Source organism: Flavobacterium sp. ENC, from assembly GCF_020991415.1.
Classification (GTDB): Bacteria; Bacteroidota; Bacteroidia; order Flavobacteriales; family Flavobacteriaceae; genus Flavobacterium.
Map to the genome: position 1 here is coordinate 123,229 of NZ_JAJMOY010000001.1, position 18,019 is coordinate 141,247.

The window sequence follows — 18,019 nt, forward strand, 5'->3', positions numbered from 1 at the left end:
ATTATGGCGATAAAAGTAACAATGCCTCGTTTGAGCGATACTATGACGGAAGGAACGGTAGCGACCTGGTTAAAAAAAGTAGGCGACAAAATCAGTGAAGGTGATATCCTTGCTGAAATTGAAACAGATAAAGCTACAATGGAGTTCGAATCTTTTAACGAAGGAACTCTTTTACATATTGGAATTCAGGCTGGAGAAACTGCTCCGGTTGATTCCTTATTGGCAATCATTGGGAACGAAGGAGAAGATATTTCTGCTCTTTTAGCCGGTGGTGATGCTCCTGCTGCGGAAGCTCCAAAAGCGGATGCTGCTCCGGCTGCTGAAGCAAAATCAGAAGAAACTAAAACTGAAACTCCTGCTCCGGCTGCAAAAGCGGCGACTGAATTACCTAAAGGTGTTGTAGTCGTAACTATGCCACGCTTGAGTGATACAATGACCGAAGGAACTGTAGCAACCTGGTTGAAAAAAGAAGGTGATGCCGTAGCTGAAGGTGATATCTTAGCTGAAATTGAAACAGACAAAGCCACTATGGAATTTGAGTCTTTCAATGCCGGAACATTATTATACATCGGAATTCAGGAAGGGAACACAGCTCCTGTTGACAGCTTATTAGCGATCATCGGACCTGCCGGAACTGACATTTCAGGAATTGCCGATAATTATACTGCCGGAGGAACTGCAACTGCAAGTACTCCTGCTGCTGAAGAAAAAGCGGCTCCTGCTGCTGAAAAAGCAACGGAAGCTGTAGCCGATACTTCATCAAATGGCGGAAGAATTTTAGCTTCGCCACTGGCAAAGAAAATCGCTTCTGACAAAGGAATCCAGTTAACTCAGGTGAAAGGTTCAGGAGAAAACGGACGTATCGTAAAAAGCGATATCGAAAACTTCACTCCTGCTGCTCAGGGACAACCTGCTGCAAACGCAACTGCTACTGCACCAAAAACTGAAACTGCTGCGCCTGCTGCTCCAAAAGTATTTGTTCCTGCCGGTGAAGTTTTCACCGAAGAGATCAAAAACTCCCAAATGCGTAAAATCATCGCAAAACGTCTGGCAGAATCTTTATTTACAGCACCTCACTACAACTTAGTGATCGAAGTAAGCATGGATGACGCAATGGCGGCAAGAGCGACAATCAATACGGTTCCGGATACAAAAGTATCTTTCAACGATATGGTTATTAAAGCTTGTGCTTTAGCCTTGAAAAAACATCCAAAAATCAACTCTCAGTGGAAAGAAGATGCTATTATCATCAACCACCACGTAAATATTGGAGTTGCTGTTGCTGTTGAAGACGGATTGGTAGTACCTGTACTGAAATTTACAGATGCTATGAGTTTATCTCAGATTGGTGCTTCCGTAAGAGATTTGGCCGGAAGAGCTAAAAACAAAAAATTAGGACCGCAGGAAATGGAAGGAAGCACTTTTACAGTTTCTAACCTTGGAATGTTTGGTATTACTGAATTCAATTCAATTATCAACCAGCCGAATTCTGCTATCCTTTCTGTAGGGGCAATTGTAGAAAAACCAGTGGTTAAAAACGGTCAGATTGTAGTAGGAAACACCATGATGTTATCATTAGCGTGTGACCACAGAACAATTGATGGTGCAACCGGAGCTCAATTTTTACAGACACTAAAACAATACATCGAAAGCCCGGTAACTATGTTGGCATAATTATTTATGATGTCACCCTGAGCGAAGCCGAAGGTTATTTATATTAAAATCCCGTTTTGAACTTTCAAAACGGGATTTTTTATTTAATTTAGATTCATCATTCAACTTTTTAACCTATGAAAAAAATATTTCTCCTCACTTTATTTATGGCGGCACTCGCCTGTCAGAAAAAAGAAACTACCAAAGAAACAAATAAAGAAGCGGCAATCGTTACAGACGAACATACTTTCTCTAAACCGGATTTAGCGGTTGTAAAACATTTAGATCTCGACATCAAAGTTGATTTTGGCACGCAGACCATTTCCGGAAAAGCATCCTGGCTGATTGACAATATCAGCAAAGGAAATGAAATCATTTTTGACGAAAATACACTTAACATTACAAAAGTAACTTTGGGTGATGATGAGAAAGAAACCAAATTTGAACTTGGATCTGAAGTTGAATTTCACGGAAAACCACTTCATATCACAATCGAACCCAATACAACCAAAGTCAACATTTACTATAGCACGACCAAAGATGCGGTGGCATTGCAATGGCTAAATCCGCAGCAAACTGCAGACAAAAAGAAACCGTTTCTTTTTTCCCAGGGAGAAAGCATATGGTCCCGTACCTGGATTCCGTGTCAGGATTCTCCGGGCATTCGTTTTACGTATAACGCAAAAGTTACGGTTCCAAAAGATTTACTGGCTGTCATGAGCGCTTCTGTCAATCCGCAGAAAAAGAATGATACAGGCGTTTACACGTTCAAACAAGACAAGGCAATCCCGTCTTATCTAATGGCAATTGCCGTTGGTGACATTGAATTTCAATCCATAGACAACAGAACCGGAGTGTATGCTGAACCTTCTTTACTGAAGAAGGCGGCATGGGAATTTGCTGAACTGGGAAAAATGGTTGGCGCTGCTGAAAAACTATACGGACCTTACCGTTGGGGACGCTATGATGTATTGGTTTTACCTCCAAGTTTTCCTTATGGCGGAATGGAAAATCCAAACCTGACATTTTTAACTCCCGGTGTTATTGCAGGCGATCGCTCTTTAACAAGCTTACTGGCGCACGAATTAGGGCACAGCTGGAGTGGTAACTTAGTGACTAATGCCACCTGGGATGATATTTGGTTAAACGAAGGTTTTACCACCTATGTGGAACACCGTATCGGAGAAGAAATTTTTGGTGTAAAAGAGGCTAAAATGCAGGATGTCCTTACTCGTAAAGACCTGGATGACAACATAGAAGAATACGGCGCTACAAATCCGGATACGCGTTTAAAAGTAAGCCTTACCAACAGAAATCCGGACGATGGAATCAGCCAGATTCCTTATGTGAAGGGATACAACTTCTTAAAAGTAATAGAAGCTGCCGTAGGGCGTGAAAAATTTGATCCGTTTATTAAAAATTATTTTAATGCACATGCGTTCAAATCCATCACGACAGAAGATTTTATCAAGTACCTGAATGAAAACCTTATCAAAGGCGACAAAGCTCTTGCTGATAAAATAAAAGCCGACGAATGGATTTACAAACCGGGAATTCCTTCTAACATTACCCCATCCGTTTCGGAAGATTTTGCAGCAATCGACGCTATCCAGAAAAGCTGGAGAACAACCGGAGTGAAAGGCTTAAGCCAGAAAATAAAATCAACAACTGAAAAACAGCATTTCATAGATTATTTGCCAGAAGATGTCACTCCGAAAGAAATGGCGGAAATTGATGCCGAATTCAACTTCACCAAAGGCGGCAACTTCGTCATCAGACGTCAGTGGTTTGTTCCGTCCATCCGCAGTCATTACACCGTTGCTTATCCTGCAATCGAACAATTTATGATCGGAACGAGCCGAACAGGATCTTTAATGACATTGTATAAAGAATTAGTAAAAACCTCTCCGGGCAAAGACTGGGCGAAAAAGATTTTCGAAAAAGCAAAATCAGGTTATCACGCCACCACTGTTCAGGCGGTTGAAGGCGTTTTGAAATAGTTTTCAGTCTCAGTATTCAGTCACAGCTTACAGTCGCGGTCACAGTTTGCAGTTTCACTGAACACTGAGACTGAAAACTGAGACTGAGACCGAGACTGAACACTAAAATCCCCGGTTACACCTCGTAATCGGGGATTTTTTTATAACAAATGCCTGAGGGGAAAATTGTCCATCACATAGCGTACATTCTCCATGTTCTGAAAACTGCAATCGTCGCATCTTTGTAATGTCAAAAGACAACAACTCATAATAACATTAAAACAAAATAAGATGACACGATTAACAGCATTAAACCCGGAAGAAGTTACAGGTAAAACAAAAGATTTATTCAATGCCGTACAGGCTAAACTAGGAGTTGTACCTAACATGATGCGTACAATGGGAAATTCTCCGGCAGTACTGGAAGGTTATTTGAATTTAAGCGGCGCTTTGAGCCACGGTAAATTAAATGCAAAAACAGGTGAACTTTTAGCGCTGGCCATTTCAGAAGAAAACGCTTGTGATTACTGTCTGGCAGCTCATACTTTTATCGGAGAAAAATTGGTAAAAGCTGATCCGGCCGTTTTACACGCTGCAAGAACAGGAAACTCAACAGATGTAAAAACGGAAGCAATTTTACAATTTGCCAAAACTTTGGTCAGCAAAAATGGTTTGGTAAATGATGAAGATGTAAACAAAGTAAAAAATGCAGGCGTTTCTGATACTGAATTAGCTGAAACTGTCGCACATGTCGCTTTGAATATCCTGACCAACTATTTCAACAATACGGCCAATACAGAAATTGATTTCCCGGCAGTTCAGTCTTTAGAATTGCAAAACTAATTTCAAATAGTAATAATAATAATAATCCCTAAATATAGTCATGATTCATTTCATGACTATATTAGTATAAAAAAAATCATGGAAACACCAAGACATCCTTTACCTCCGTTTACAATGGAAACCGCATTGCAAAAAGTACAAATTGCAGAAGATGCATGGAACACAAAAGACCCGGAAAAAGTAGCCTTAGCCTATACGATCGATACGGAATGGCGAAACAGGACCGACTTCATCAATGGCCGTGAGGAAGTAAAAGAATTTTTAACCAAAAAATGGCAAAAAGAATTAAACTACAAACTCAAAAAAGAACTGTGGGGCTTTAAGGAAAACCGCATGGCTGTCCGATTTGAATACGAATGGCAGGATCATTCCGGGCAGTGGTTTCGAAGTTATGGAAATGAACTTTGGGAGTTTGACGAAAATGGCTACATGCAAAAACGATATGCCAGCATTAACGATCTGGCTATAGAAGAATCAGACCGTACACTATAAACATCGATTTCATGATCCATCAGAATGTTTTTACATTAATAAATCCTCAAAATGGCAATCTGGCCTTCAAATTACTTTCGTTTGAGGACAACAGCCATTTTGATCATTTACAACGCAATAATTATTTCTCCTTAATCTGGATTACCAAAGGTAACGGCAAAGTAAAAGCTGACTTTGCCGAACATCATTTTGAAGAAGATTCACTGCTTGCTTTTTCGCCTTATCAGCCGTTTATGATTTGCACGAAGGAAGACATTCAGGGAATCGCCATACATTTCCACCCTGATTTTTATTGCATTCACATGCATCAAAAAGAAGTTTCCTGCAACGGCGTGTTGTTCAATAATGTGTATCAGCCTCCTTTTACACGTATAACCGATCAGGCCAAAATAACCTTCCAAATGGTTATTGATCAAATGAAAACGGAGATTCAAAATGAAAAATTAGCCCAATATGAATTACTGATTTCCTACCTGAAAATATTTCTTATTATCGCTTCCCGACTGAAAAGAGAGCAACTGGAAGAATTAAAAACAACACCGGATTCCAAAGAACCTTTTATTCTTCAAAATCTTAAAGATGCAATTGAAGACCATTTCAAAACCAAACATTCAGCCGGGCATTATGCTGAAATGCTTAATATTTCACCCAAAGCTTTAGCTAAATTGTCTAAAAATTATTTCAACAAAACACTTACAGATCTTATCGCCGAAAGAATCATCATTGAAGCCAAAAGAGAATTGTATATGACCAATAAAACGGTAAAAGAGATTGCATACCAGTTAGGTTATGATGACGAACATTATTTCAGTCGGTTCTTTAAAACGAATGCCGATGTTTCGCCTCAATTGTATCGGGAAACAGTAGGTTTTGGAAGAATGGTTTAGTTTTTATTCTTTGCTTCAATCCACTTTGCCATGTATTTGGTACTTTTTAAAGTATGATGCTGCAGCAGGCTTCCCATAAAATTATGAAGGCGGTGGTTTGCTGAATCACTCATCAGGGCATTGATTTCAGTAATTAATGTCGTATCAAACTGATTCTTCTGATAGCATTGATTTATAATGGTGACACCGTTTTGCTGTGCCTGTTTCCAAAGCGTTTCATCGTTATATAATTCGATCGCTTGTTTTGCAAAAAGTGCCGTATCATTGGCTATAAATCCGTTCCATGGCAAATCGGAATGCATGGCCTCTGCTCCTGCTTCTGTAGTTATACTTGGCGTTCCGCATTGCATGGCTTCCAGTAACTTTCCTTTTAAACCCGCTCCAAAACGAATTGGCGCCAGCACTACTCTGGCCTTTCGTACCACTTCATTAGCGTCAGCAGCCCTTCCCATTATAAAAAAACCATCTCTAGGCTGATGCAGCTGCAATACTTTTTGCGACGGATATGCACCGTACACTTGCAAAACGGCTTCCGGAAAATCTTTTTTTACTAAAGGCCAAATGGTTTCTTTCAGATACTGAACCGTATTCCAGTTGGGTTCGTGGAGGAAATTCCCAATAAAAACAAAATGCTCCCGATCTTCAAATAAAGGTAAATTCATAAGTTCCTTTTGGGTCATTTCATCCACCAGAAAAGGAAGATAGAACAATATTTTCGGGTCAATTTTAAACACCTCGTTCAAAATTTTCATTTCGAATTCAGAAATAATAAACGATAAATCACATCTCAGAATACTGGCAATTTCGCGTTTTGCCACCTCTTCGGACAAAAGATCATTCAGCTCAAAAGTTCTGTTTTCCTTAAAAGCCTTTTGCCTTGCTGCTCTCAGACAATGCAAATCTTCGGTGTCCAGTAATCGTAGGGCGTTCGGGCAATTTTCAGCAACCCTCCAGCCAAATTGTTCTTCAATCATAAAACGGTCAAATAAAACCACGTCCGGATTTAATTCGATAACAAAATCATCAAAACTGGAATTATTGAGTGCAATAGATTTTTTTACAATTCCAAAAGAGGCCAGATCAACCATAAAATCGCTGTCCATAGCCGCACTGGCAAATGTAATTTCAAATCCATTTTGTTTAAAAATAGAAATCAGCTGCATCATTCTGCCACCCGCCGCAGACGAATTGGGTTCCGGCCATACAAAACCTATAATTAAAAGTTTTTTTATTCGACTCATTTTAATTCTTTGAACCTGCAAAATAATGCTTTTTTGAGCGCAATAACACGTTATTTCCTGATTTTCGGTCGTAAAAAAGACTAATTTTGCAGTATTCAATTTTTCAATAAAATTATGTTAGGATTAAAATTAGCCACAGACCCTCGTTGGGTAAATATAGTCGAGTCGAATATCGAAGAGATCCTGACCGATCATGCCTGGTGTGAGCAAAAAGCAGCTTCGAATGCCATAAGTTTAGTTACGTACAACTCTGAATTAGAGGAATTAGTAACCGAAATGCTGGTTATTGCCAGAGAAGAGTTAGAGCATTTGCAAATGGTACACGACCTAATCAAAAAAAGAGGACTGACATTAGGGCGCGAAAGAAAAGATCATTATGTAAATGAGCTTTTTAAATTCATGAAAAAAGACGGAAGCCGCAAAGATGCCCTTTGTGACCGCCTCCTGTTTTCAGCCATGATCGAAGCCAGAAGCTGTGAGCGTTTTAAAGTTCTTTCTGAAAACATAAAAGACGAAGAACTGGCTACTTTTTATCGTGACCTGATGATTTCCGAAGCGGGCCACTACACTACTTTTTTAGGATTCGCCCGAAAATATAAAGACAATATAGATATTGACAAGCGCTGGAAAGAATGGATTGAGTTCGAAGGTTCCATTATTACCAATTACGGCAAGAGTGAGACCGTTCACGGATAATTCATTCGTTTTTACTATTCTTTTTTATAAAATTTAATCCTAACAATTTTTGTTATGCAAAAAAATAAGTCCAGATCGATCGTATTCAAAATATTGAAATACGTCGGAATAACCTTTGTTGTTATTTTAGGATTATTGTTTTTAACCCCAATACTTTTTGCCGATCAGATCAAAGAACAGATCAAAAAAACGGCAAATGAGCGACTGAGTGCCGAATTGAATTATTCAGATGTTTCCGTATCCTTTTTTCGCCATTTCCCTTCCCTGACCTTGACTTTAAACGACTTAAAGTTAAACGGATCGGCACCATACAAAAACGAAAAATTTATCACGGCCAAAGAAGTTTCCTTCGGAATAGATGTTGCGAGTTTAATTTTTAGCAAATCAGTAAAAATAGACCAGATTTATTTATCTGATTCGTTTATTAATGTAAAAGTAAATCCGAACGGGGAAGCGAATTACAATATCTACAAATCCACAGCACAGGCTTCTGCTTCGAAAGACAGTACGGACACGGCATTGAAACTGGAACGAATCGAGATTCTGAACAGCAAAATTATTTATGACGATCAGTCTACCAGGGTTCATTTTGATGCTTTAAACTTTAATTACTTAGGAAAAGGAAATCTGGACAAAGCTGTTTTTGATTTGTATTCGAAAGCGAAAATTGAAAAATTAAATATCGTTTATGACAACGAACCTTATTTGATGAACAAACAGATCGATGCGGATCTGATTACCAAAGTAAACGTAAACTCATTATCGTTCGTTTTTGAGCAAAACAACCTGAAAATCAATCAGCTTCTGGTCGATTTTAAAGGGAAATTCGATTTCCTGAAAGACGGCTACAATATGGATCTTGTCCTAAAATCCGACAATAGTAAACTATATGATGTTTTTACCGCTTTCCCGCCCAAGTACATCACCTGGCTTTCCAAAACGGAATTAAGAGGGAATACCAATTTACTTTTAACGGTAAAAGGAAATTACATTGCTTCACAAAATATTGCCCCTGATCTGAATTTAGATTTAAAATTGGACAACGGATTTGTGAATTATAACAAGAGTGCTTTCCCTGTTTCGAACCTGAATTTAGACATCAAAACAAAAGTCCCATCCTTAAATCCGGACCTTTTGATTGTTGAGGCTAAAAACTTTTCCCTAAACATCAATAAAGATTACCTAAAGTCGAAGTTCTACATGAAAGGCCTTAATACGCCCGACATCAATGCCGAATTTAAAGCCAAAATTGATCTTGAGAAACTTAACAAAGCACTCGGAATACCGAATTTGACACTAAAAGGAAATTTAATTGGGGATGTTAAAGCCAACGGTAAATTTGATCAGAAGAACAAACTTTTCCCTGTCACAAAGGGCGCAATCGATTTGACAAACGGTTATTTAAAAACAAAATATTATCCCAATCCCATTACCAATATTGTTGTAAAATCGAAAATTGAAAATCAAAAAGGAACTTTCCGGGATTTAAAAGTCAATCTAAAACCTGCCCGGTTTACTTTTGAAGGAAAACCTGTTTTTGTACAGGCGGACCTGAGTGATTTTGATGATTTGAATTATGATATCAAAGCAAACGGAGAACTGGATGTCAATAAAATATACAAAGTCTTTTCGCAGAAAGGACTTGATCTGGATGGTTTTGTAAAAGCTGATCTGGTTTTGAAAGGCAAACAAAGTGATGCTGAAAAAGGCAATTACAGCAAACTATACAACAAGGGAACGCTTGAACTCAGAAATATCGGGATTGCTTCCGAATATTTGCCTAAAAAGTTTGTGATCAAAGAAGGTATCTTTAAAATCAATCAGGATAAGATGTCGTTCAATAACTTTTTGGCGGCTTACGGGCAATCTGATTTTACGATGAATGGGTATATGCAGAACGTTTTTAACTTCGCAACTACCAACACGGGCGTTTTAAGAGGTTCTTTTAAAGTTTCCGCACGCTACATCAATGTGGACGAATTTATGTCCAATACTGACGGTAATACAACCGTAACAGCAGCACCAACAAAAACCGAAGCGCCAAAAACCGGGGCAAAAGAAACGGGTGTTATTATAATTCCGGCTAATCTGGATCTGCAATTATTAGCGAATGCACAAAAAGTAAATTTTGACAAACTGAATCTTCAAAATGCAACCGGGCATTTAAAGATGAAAAAAGGGAAATTGACTATGCAAAATACCGGTTTTAACTTAATCGGCTGCAAGGTAACCATGAATGCCAATTATCAGGCTGTAACTCCTCAAAAAGCCAACTTCGACTACGGAATTAAAGCAACCGATTTCGACATTAAGAGAGCCTATAATGAAATTGAAGTGTTCCGAAAAATGGCCAGTGCCGCAGAAAAAGCACAAGGAATTGTTTCGTTGGATTATCAGCTTAAAGGAAGATTAACCGGAAATATGGAACCTGTTTACCCTTCGCTTGTGGGCGGCGGAACGCTTTCTGTAAAAGACGTTAAGGTAAGAGGCCTGAAAATGTTCAATGCCGTAAGCAAACAGACCAGTTCTGAAGCAATGAAAAATCCGGATGTATCGAAAGTTGATATTAAAACGACCATCAAAAATAATATCATGACGGTAGAACGCTTTAAATTTAAGTTTGCCGGCTTCAGACCCAGAATTGAAGGCACAACAAGTTTAGACGGAAAACTAAACTTAAAAATGCGCTTAGGACTTCCTCCGCTTGGGATCTTCGGAATTCCGTTAACCATTACCGGAACACAGAATAGTCCTAAAGTAAAACTGGGAAGAAAAACAGAGGATCTTGAGGAAACTAAGGATATTGAATAGTAAAATTCCAATAGCAAAAATTCAAAATTCCAATTATCTGGGGTTTTCTGATCAATTGAATCGAAATTCGAAGTCCCCTTTGTCATTTCGACGAATGAGACTCCACCACTAGCGAACAGACGAAGTAAATCACACTAGTTTAGCACTAAAGATGTGAACATGCAGGTTGGCGAATACTGGATGCGATTTCTCCTTCGTCGAAATGACAGTACATACTCCAAAATGAAAGTAAAACAAATACCTTAACCCACATACAACATTTCACTCACGTACAAAATTCCCTTTGCCAATATCCACAGCAAGACTGCCATTCCTAAAAATCCCCAGGTCACTGTTTTACTTCTTTTCCAGCTCATAAAAAAGGTGGGGATCTCCCAATATTTGATCACAATATAGATGCTCATTCCAAGTAAAGAGGCCCAGATCATTTCGGTTGAATGTGCATAAAAGCTATATAACAAAGAAGCCGAAAGAAAAAGAAATGTAATCAATTGCAAATAATAGTAATTCTTATAATTGTATTTGAAATTATGTTTAAGCGATAAAATCAAAAATGAAATAATCAGCAAACTGGTCAGGGCAGTTATCACATAGTAAAAAACCGGATTCTGCTGACCAATCAGAAAACCATCAATAAATAAAGCTATAAGAATACAAGCAGCGAGTGAGTAAACACTTCTTTCCACATACGTATCCTTAAAAGGGATCAGGATTGGGGAAATGTATTTTTCCAGGGTACGCCAAAACGGCAAAGCACAGATGGCAGCCATAACAGAGACAACAATCTCATAATTATACAAAACATCATCCGGAACTTTATACAATACAAATATAAGAGCACCGGTAACAATTAAGGCAGGAAGACAAATCGTTTTTACCGTTTCCCACTTATCAGTTGCCCAGAAATTATTTTTTATTTCAAAAAGATACTTACTCACTAAATATTTCCGGGTAAAAAGTGCCGTGGACTGACTCCACAATAAAAAGAAACCTGTATGGATTACAACAGTACGTAATGTCATTTCGTCTATAAAACAGCCCCCAACAACACAGACAATACCTATTAATAGTAATTCATAAGTCAAAATTACTGCTGAAAATAAAAACCTGAATAAGGGTGCGAATTGTTTTATAAGTATATTTAGAAGCATACCCCAATAATTACGCAATAAACCTATTATGGCACATATTGCGATAAATGCCGCCAGATACAACATCCATTTGGTCAGGGATTGCGTTTGTATCCATAATTGAACCGCGGAATCTTTTGCAGGAATATAAACAACATGCGAATTAGTATAGATTTCGTTCGCCAGCTGATTTCTTACGTTATCATTAAGTACTGAAAACTGATTTTTATGCTGTTGCCAATACGAGTTAGCATCAGCACCGCCTTTCTGTAAAACGGCAAATTCATATAAAATCTTTTTCTGACTATCGTTTAGTGATACGATTTGTTCCGTAGGGTTAATTTCTTTTGCAAATAAGCCTGAGCAGAAAAGAAATAAAAGGATAAGTATTTTTTTCAAAATTGGAATAGATTAATCCAGCCAAAAATACTGATAATAAAGGATCAACACTACATGTTATGGAAAAAGATAAAAAAACATAGACACTCGTTATTTTTACCGCAAGGAACGCTAAGATTTTTTATTCCTGATTTATAAAAGGCAAAGTTCGCAAAGCTAAGTCAATACATAGCTTTGCGAACTTTTTACTTTCTAATGTATTTTAGATAAAAATCCTAGCGTTCTTTGCGGTAATATCTTTTTTCGCTCCAACGGCTTTAGATATTAATTCATACTAAATCTACCATTAAAGGCTTATTCAATTAATATTTACAACTCTTGAATTAATTATAAACAAAAAACCCGCTCGCAATGCGAACGGGTTTTGTAATAAGTAATCTAATGATTATGCTTCGAATGGAAGGATAGATACATAAGATTTGTTATCTCTTTTCTTTTGGAACTTAACAACTCCAGCTACTCTTGCGTGTAGTGTGTGATCTTTACTGATGTAAACGTTTTCACCTGGATTATGTTTTGAACCTCTTTGTCTAACGATGATGTTCCCAGCAATAGCAGCTTGTCCACCAAAAATCTTAACGCCTAGACGTTTTGATTCTGATTCTCTACCATTCTTCGAACTACCGACACCTTTCTTGTGAGCCATGACGTATGAGTTTAAATATTGTTATTATTCTTTAGTAGCTTCTTTTTTTGCTTTTGGAGCTGCTGCTTTTTTTACTTTTGGAGCTGCTTCAACTTCAGTTGCCGGAGCATCTTCTGCTACAACCGCTTTTTTAGCTGCTGCTTTTTTAGTTCCTCCTACTGCAGTAATACCTTCAATTACAATTTGAGTAAGATATTGTCTGTGACCATTTCTCTTTTTGTAACCTTTTCTTCTTTTCTTTTTGAAAACGATTACTTTATCTCCTTTTAAGTGTTGTAACACTTTAGCTTCTACTGAAGCACCTTCTATAGCTGGGGCGCCTAAAGTTACGCTTCCGTTATCGTCTAATAAAAGAACTTTGTCAAATGAAATACTTGAACCTTCTTCGTTAGCCAAACGGTTAACATAAACCTTTAAGTCTTTGCTTACTTTAAATTGTTGCCCTGCTATCTCTACGATTGCATACATACCAAATTGATTTATTGATTTTTAAGGTTGCAAATATACAATTAATAATTTACTGTGCAATCTCTTATTTCAAAAATATTTTAATCTATTTAAAGGCTGTCTTTCAGGCCATTTTAGTTCAAGACAAAAATTTTTTATAAGTTAAATAGTATTAAATTAAAAACAATTGTTATTTAGTAATTAAAAAAAAGTTATTTTTGATGTAACTAATATTAACTCTTAGCTACCTATTTACATATTAGGTAACTAAAATTATTAATCTTTATGAAAAATTCGATAATGATGTTAAGCGCTGCACTAATGCTCGGCGGAGTAGCTCATGCTCAAAAAGTAGCTTTTGAAGAATACAATTTAGATAACGGCATGCACGTTATTCTGCACAATGACCCTTCTGCTCCGGTGGTTATCACTTCTGTTATGTATCATGTTGGTTCAAAAGACGAACGCCCTGACCGAACTGGTTTTGCGCATTTCTTTGAACATTTATTATTCGAAGGAACTGAAAATATAAAACGTGGCGAATGGATGAAAATCGTTACCGCAAATGGCGGAGTCAACAATGCCAACACTTCCGATGACAGGACTTATTATTACGAAGTTTTTCCTTCCAACAGCCTGGAATTGGGTTTATGGCTCGAATCAGAACGATTAATGCACCCTATCATAAATAAAATTGGTGTTGACACGCAAAATGAAGTTGTGAAAGAAGAAAAAAGAATGCGTTACGACAATCAGCCTTACGGAAATATTCTTCCGGAGGTTAAGAAAAACATGTTTAAAAACCATCCGTACCGCTGGACCACGATCGGATCCATGAAAGACTTAGATGCTGCAACCCTTGAAGAGTTTCAGGCATTTAATAAAAAATTCTATACACCAAACAATGCCGTTCTGGTAGTTGCGGGAGATTTTGACAAAAACAAAACCAAAGAATGGATTCAGAAATATTTCGGTCCGATTCCAAAAGGGGAAGAAGTAAAAAAACAAACTTTTACAGAAGCGCCTATTACCGAAACCATAAAAGCAACTTATGAGGATCCGAATATCCAGATTCCTATGGTGGTTGCCGCTTACAGAACACCATCAATGAAAACAAGAGACGCCAGAGTCTTAGACTTAATCTCTTCGTATTTAAGTGATGGAAAAAGTTCAAAACTATACAAAAAAATTGTTGATGATAAAAAAATGGCACTGCAGATTGGTGCTGTAGGTTTTAGCCAGGAAGATTACGGAATGTACATTTTGTATGGTTTACCAATGGGAACTCATACAACAGCTGACATCTTAAAAGAAATGGATGAGGAGATCGTAAAAATCCAAACCGATTTGATTTCTGAAAAAGATTATGAAAAACTGCAAAATAAATTCGATAATAATTTTGTCAATGCGAATGCCAGCGTTGAAGGAATTGCTGAAAATTTAGCTTCCTTTTATTTACTTTATGGAGACGTAAATCTTATTAATACCGAAATCGACCTCTACCACTCTATTACCAGAGAAGAAATCAGAGAAGTTGCCAAAAAGTATTTAAACCCTAATCAGCGTTTAATTTTAGATTATGTTCCTTCAAAAAAAGTTCAAAACTAAGAAAATCGAATCATGAAAAAAATACATACCGTTTTAATCCTTTTATTCCTGACTGGAATTATGCAAGCACAAGATCGTCCACAGCCAAAACCCGGAACCTCACCAGTAGTCAATATCAAAAAACCGCAAACTTTTGTGCTGGCCAACGGTATGAAAGTTTTGGTAGTTGAAAACCATAAATTACCAAGAGTCAGTTTCAACCTTAGCCTGGACAATGCTCCTTTCACGGAAGGAAACAAAAAAGGTGTTGATGAACTGACCAGCAGCTTAATTGGAAATGGCACTAAAAAAACCACCAAACAAGCCTTCAACGAAGAGATTGATTTTTATGGCGCTAACATCAACTTTACTTCCAGCGGCGCTTATGCCAGCTCCCTGTCAAAATATTCAGGGCGTGTTTTAGAACTTTTGGCCGAAGGTGCATTACAGCCTAATTTTACACAAACAGAATTTGATAAGGAAAAAGCAAAATTATCGGAAGGCCTTAAAGCAGAGGAAAAAAGTGTTCCTGCTATTGCAAACCGTGTGGTAGATGTTTTAGTCTTTGGAAAAAATCATCCTGCGGGAGAATATATTTCGGAAGAGACCTTAAAAAATGTAACCCTTGCCGATGTTCAGGCGAATTATGCTACGTATTTTGTTCCTGAAAACGCCTATTTAGTTATAATTGGTGATGTTAAATTCAAAGAAACAAAAGCAGCTGTCGAAAAACTTTTTGGAGGATGGAAAAAACAAGCTGCCCCAAAAACTACGTATCCAAATCCGACAGACGTTTCGAAACTTCAAATTGATTTTGTTGATGTTCCAAATGCCGTTCAGTCAGAGATTTCATTGGTAAATACCGTGAACTTAAAAATGAGCGATCCTGATTTTTTTGCTGCCGTAATTGCAAATCAAATTCTTGGAGGTGATTTTAACAGTTACCTGAACATGAATTTACGCGAGCAACACGCCTGGACCTATGGGGCGAGCTCAAGTATCGGAACCGGAAAATACACGACTAAATTCAAAGCTTCGTCTGCGGTAAGAAATGCCGTTACAGATAGTGCCGTAGCTGAATTTGTAAAAGAAATAAAGAGAATCAGAACCGAAAAAGTTTCTGAAGATGTTTTAAAAAATGTAAAAGCAGGTTATATCGGAAGATTTGTAATGCAGGTTGAAAAGCCGCAAACTGTTGCCCGATATGCCCTTAACATTGAGACAGAAAAACTTCCGGCTGATTTTTATGAAAAATACATCCAGACGATCAATAATGTAACTGCCGACGATATTTACCGCGTAGCCAATAAATATTTTCCGGTAGATAACATGCGTATCGTGATTGTTGGTAAAGGTTCGGAGGTAATTTCAGGTTTGGAAAAACTTCAGATTCCAATTTTCTATTTTGATAAATACGGAAACCCGGTGGAGAAACCAGTTACCAAAAAAGAAGCTCCTGCAGGAATTACAGCAAAAACTGTTTTCGACAATTATATCAAGGCAATTGGCGGTGAAAAAGCAGTTTTGGCAGTTAAAACACTGGCTATGACTGGTACGACAACAATCCCACAAGCTCCTTCTCCGTTGAGTTTTACTTCAAAATTAGATTCTAATGGAAAAATGATGGTTTCGCTTAATATGGGAAGTATGCCTTTAATGAAACAGGTGGTAAACGAAAAAGGCGCTTATGTAGAACAGCAGGGACAACGTAAAAACTTAGAAGGTGATGATTTAGCCGAAATGAAAGCAAGCGCAACTCCTTTTGAAGAATTACGCCTGAGCAAAAGAACAGATCTGAAAGTTGATGCCATAGAACCAATAAACGGCCATGATGCTTATTCCATAAAAGACGGCAAAACCGTTTACTATTATGATGTACAATCAGGCCTGAAGGTTGCCAAACTTAAAGTGAAAGAGCAAAGCGGACAATCGACTACGCAAACGACTTATTTCAATGATTATAAAGAGGTAAAAGGAGTAAAAGTTCCTTTCAATATCATTCAGAATGCAGGCTTTGAATTGGACATCAAAATGTCTGATATCAAAATCAATGAAGGTGTTTCGGCAGCAGATTTTCTTTAGAACAAGGTACTTCAGAAAAGGTTCTGAGGTTCTGAGTTTCTAAGGTGCTGAGATTTTTAAAAAAGCCCTGTAAAAGTTTAAAACTTTTACAGGGCTTTTTTAATATTATTTTTTGTCATGCTGAGCGAAATCGAAGTGCCGTTGCAATTGATGTGCGCTTCGACTTCTGTCGGAGTGATATTCACAAAACCTTTATTTTTTTGCTGACAAATAGACTCCGATCAAGATAATAAAGGCTCCGAAAAACTGTACCGGTGTCAGCATTTCATTGTCTAACAATCCCCAGAAGAAAGCTACTATCGGAATCAGATAGGTTACCGATGTTGCAAAAACAGGCGACGACATTTGTATCAGTTTGAAGAAAATAACATTTGCGATTCCTGTTCCTAAAACCCCAAGGATCATCACAAATAAAATAGAATTTTGTGTGACTTCCAGATTTATACTGTGCGTAATATCTGTTGTACTTAAAATAAGTAAAGCAGGTAGAAGTAAAATAGCGAAATTTCCTGTTGTAATACTTAACGAATTTAAATCGGACAAATATTTCTTAATCAGATTGACATTCAAAGCATAACAAATTGTTGCAATAACCACCAGAATCACATAATAGTAATTTTGTCCGGGATGTGAAGAAGCACCACTCAAAACCAAAAGCAAACACCCAATTAATCCGATAAAAACTCCCAGAATTTGTCGTTTTTGAAATTGGATTCCAAAAGCAATTGTCCCAAGAACCAATGTATTTAAGGGCGTAAGCGAATTTAAAATCGCCACGATAGAACTATCTACTTCCGTTTCTGCAATAGCAAAAAGATAGGCCGGCATAAAGGTTCCGAAAAGGGATGTTAAAGCAATAAATTTCCACTGATGGCGGGAAATCTTCTTTAGACTCTTAAATCCAACGATAAGCAAAAAAAGTGCTGCAAAAATAATACGGAAGGAACCCACCTGAATTGCGGTTAAGCCCACCAATCCTCTTTTGATTAAAATAAAAGAACTTCCCCAAATGAGCGAAAGCACAAATAAGTAAATCCACTTTAACTGTTTTGCATCCATAAATTGTATTTTACTGCAAATTTGTACTATTTTTATGAACTGACCTTCGGTTTTTTATTAATTTTGC

General features: G+C 37.5%; 14 protein-coding genes. 9 read left to right on the forward strand and 5 right to left on the reverse strand.

Translation table 11 applies throughout. The annotated features are described in order from the left end of the window. The first annotated feature begins 3 nt into the window (after positions 1-3). The 5 genes from LPB89_RS00510 (at position 4) to LPB89_RS00530 (ending at position 5,854) form a co-directional block, all read left to right on the forward strand. Entirely contained in the window at positions 4-1,674 is a 1,671-nt protein-coding gene (locus LPB89_RS00510; protein ID WP_230699799.1) for a dihydrolipoamide acetyltransferase family protein, read from the forward strand. 116 nt (positions 1,675-1,790) lie between these two features. Beyond that, positions 1,791-3,653, forward strand: coding sequence for a hydrolase/aminopeptidase (locus LPB89_RS00515; protein WP_230699800.1), 1,863 nt, complete (start codon positions 1,791-1,793; stop codon positions 3,651-3,653). Between the two features lie 270 nt (positions 3,654-3,923). Beyond that, a complete protein-coding gene (locus LPB89_RS00520) occupies positions 3,924-4,475 on the forward strand; it encodes a carboxymuconolactone decarboxylase family protein (RefSeq protein WP_230699801.1) in 552 nt (183 codons plus the stop codon). Positions 4,476-4,553: 78 nt separating this feature from the next. Continuing rightward, a complete protein-coding gene (locus tag LPB89_RS00525; protein WP_230699802.1) occupies positions 4,554-4,967 on the forward strand; it encodes a nuclear transport factor 2 family protein in 414 nt (137 codons plus the stop codon). An 11-nt stretch (positions 4,968-4,978) separates the two neighbouring features. Continuing rightward, complete coding sequence (locus tag LPB89_RS00530; protein WP_230699803.1) at positions 4,979-5,854, forward strand: helix-turn-helix domain-containing protein; 876 nt, start codon at positions 4,979-4,981, stop codon at positions 5,852-5,854. Here LPB89_RS00530 and LPB89_RS00535 read toward each other — a convergent pair. After that, positions 5,851-7,095, reverse strand: a complete 1,245-nt coding sequence (locus LPB89_RS00535; RefSeq protein WP_230699804.1) for a glycosyltransferase family 4 protein — start codon at positions 7,093-7,095, stop codon at positions 5,851-5,853. The genes LPB89_RS00530 and LPB89_RS00535 overlap by 4 nt on opposite strands. A gap of 114 nt (positions 7,096-7,209) precedes the next feature. Between LPB89_RS00535 and LPB89_RS00540 the strand changes: the two genes are divergently transcribed. Together LPB89_RS00540 and LPB89_RS00545 are read left to right on the forward strand one after the other, a co-directional pair. Beyond that, the gene (locus tag LPB89_RS00540) at positions 7,210-7,791 is read left to right on the forward strand and encodes a tRNA-(ms[2]io[6]A)-hydroxylase (RefSeq protein WP_127337796.1); all 582 of its coding nucleotides are present in this window, start codon (positions 7,210-7,212) and stop codon (positions 7,789-7,791) included. Between the two features lie 54 nt (positions 7,792-7,845). Then, positions 7,846-10,602 carry an AsmA-like C-terminal region-containing protein gene (locus tag LPB89_RS00545; protein ID WP_230699805.1) on the forward strand — a complete coding sequence of 919 codons (2,757 nt, stop codon included), beginning with the start codon at positions 7,846-7,848 and terminating at the stop codon, positions 10,600-10,602. Between the two features lie 242 nt (positions 10,603-10,844). Here LPB89_RS00545 and LPB89_RS00550 read toward each other — a convergent pair whose 3' ends face one another. The 3 genes from LPB89_RS00550 to rplU all read right to left on the reverse strand — a co-directional run bounded on the left by LPB89_RS00550 (position 10,845) and on the right by rplU (position 13,245). After that, positions 10,845-12,131, reverse strand: a complete 1,287-nt coding sequence (locus LPB89_RS00550; protein WP_230699806.1) for a hypothetical protein — start codon at positions 12,129-12,131, stop codon at positions 10,845-10,847. Between the two features lie 385 nt (positions 12,132-12,516). Further along, entirely contained in the window at positions 12,517-12,777 is a 261-nt protein-coding gene (gene rpmA / locus LPB89_RS00555; protein ID WP_035685981.1) for a 50S ribosomal protein L27, read from the reverse strand. 24 nt (positions 12,778-12,801) lie between these two features. Continuing rightward, on the reverse strand, positions 12,802-13,245 hold the full coding sequence (gene rplU / locus LPB89_RS00560) for a 50S ribosomal protein L21 (protein WP_230699807.1): 444 nt from the start codon (positions 13,243-13,245) through the stop codon (positions 12,802-12,804). 264 nt (positions 13,246-13,509) lie between these two features. Between rplU and LPB89_RS00565 the strand changes: the two genes are divergently transcribed. Together LPB89_RS00565 and LPB89_RS00570 are read left to right on the forward strand one after the other, a co-directional pair. After that, complete coding sequence (locus LPB89_RS00565; protein ID WP_127337800.1) at positions 13,510-14,832, forward strand: pitrilysin family protein; 1,323 nt, start codon at positions 13,510-13,512, stop codon at positions 14,830-14,832. A 12-nt stretch (positions 14,833-14,844) separates the two neighbouring features. Continuing rightward, a complete protein-coding gene (locus tag LPB89_RS00570; RefSeq protein WP_230699808.1) occupies positions 14,845-16,893 on the forward strand; it encodes a pitrilysin family protein in 2,049 nt (682 codons plus the stop codon). 192 nt (positions 16,894-17,085) lie between these two features. On the opposite strand, the gene LPB89_RS00575 is transcribed toward LPB89_RS00570, so the two are convergent. Further along, on the reverse strand, positions 17,086-17,952 hold the full coding sequence (locus tag LPB89_RS00575) for a DMT family transporter (protein WP_230699809.1): 867 nt from the start codon (positions 17,950-17,952) through the stop codon (positions 17,086-17,088). Positions 17,953-18,019 lie beyond the last annotated feature (67 nt).

Excerpts from the sequence above, each read along its gene's own strand:
- LPB89_RS00510 (WP_230699799.1), top strand. The coding sequence starts at position 4 with ATGGCGATAAAAGTAACAATGCCTCGTTTGAGCGATACTATGACGGAA.
- LPB89_RS00515 (WP_230699800.1), top strand. The coding sequence starts at position 1,791 with ATGAAAAAAATATTTCTCCTCACTTTATTTATGGCGGCACTCGCCTGT.
- LPB89_RS00520 (WP_230699801.1), top strand. The coding sequence starts at position 3,924 with ATGACACGATTAACAGCATTAAACCCGGAAGAAGTTACAGGTAAAACA.
- LPB89_RS00525 (WP_230699802.1), top strand. The coding sequence starts at position 4,554 with ATGGAAACACCAAGACATCCTTTACCTCCGTTTACAATGGAAACCGCA.
- LPB89_RS00530 (WP_230699803.1), top strand. The coding sequence starts at position 4,979 with ATGATCCATCAGAATGTTTTTACATTAATAAATCCTCAAAATGGCAAT.
- LPB89_RS00535 (WP_230699804.1), bottom strand. The coding sequence starts at position 7,095 with ATGAGTCGAATAAAAAAACTTTTAATTATAGGTTTTGTATGGCCGGAA.
- LPB89_RS00540 (WP_127337796.1), top strand. The coding sequence starts at position 7,210 with ATGTTAGGATTAAAATTAGCCACAGACCCTCGTTGGGTAAATATAGTC.
- LPB89_RS00545 (WP_230699805.1), top strand. The coding sequence starts at position 7,846 with ATGCAAAAAAATAAGTCCAGATCGATCGTATTCAAAATATTGAAATAC.
- rpmA (WP_035685981.1), bottom strand. The coding sequence starts at position 12,777 with ATGGCTCACAAGAAAGGTGTCGGTAGTTCGAAGAATGGTAGAGAATCA.
- rplU (WP_230699807.1), bottom strand. The coding sequence starts at position 13,245 with ATGTATGCAATCGTAGAGATAGCAGGGCAACAATTTAAAGTAAGCAAA.
- LPB89_RS00565 (WP_127337800.1), top strand. The coding sequence starts at position 13,510 with ATGAAAAATTCGATAATGATGTTAAGCGCTGCACTAATGCTCGGCGGA.
- LPB89_RS00570 (WP_230699808.1), top strand. The coding sequence starts at position 14,845 with ATGAAAAAAATACATACCGTTTTAATCCTTTTATTCCTGACTGGAATT.
- LPB89_RS00575 (WP_230699809.1), bottom strand. The coding sequence starts at position 17,952 with ATGGATGCAAAACAGTTAAAGTGGATTTACTTATTTGTGCTTTCGCTC.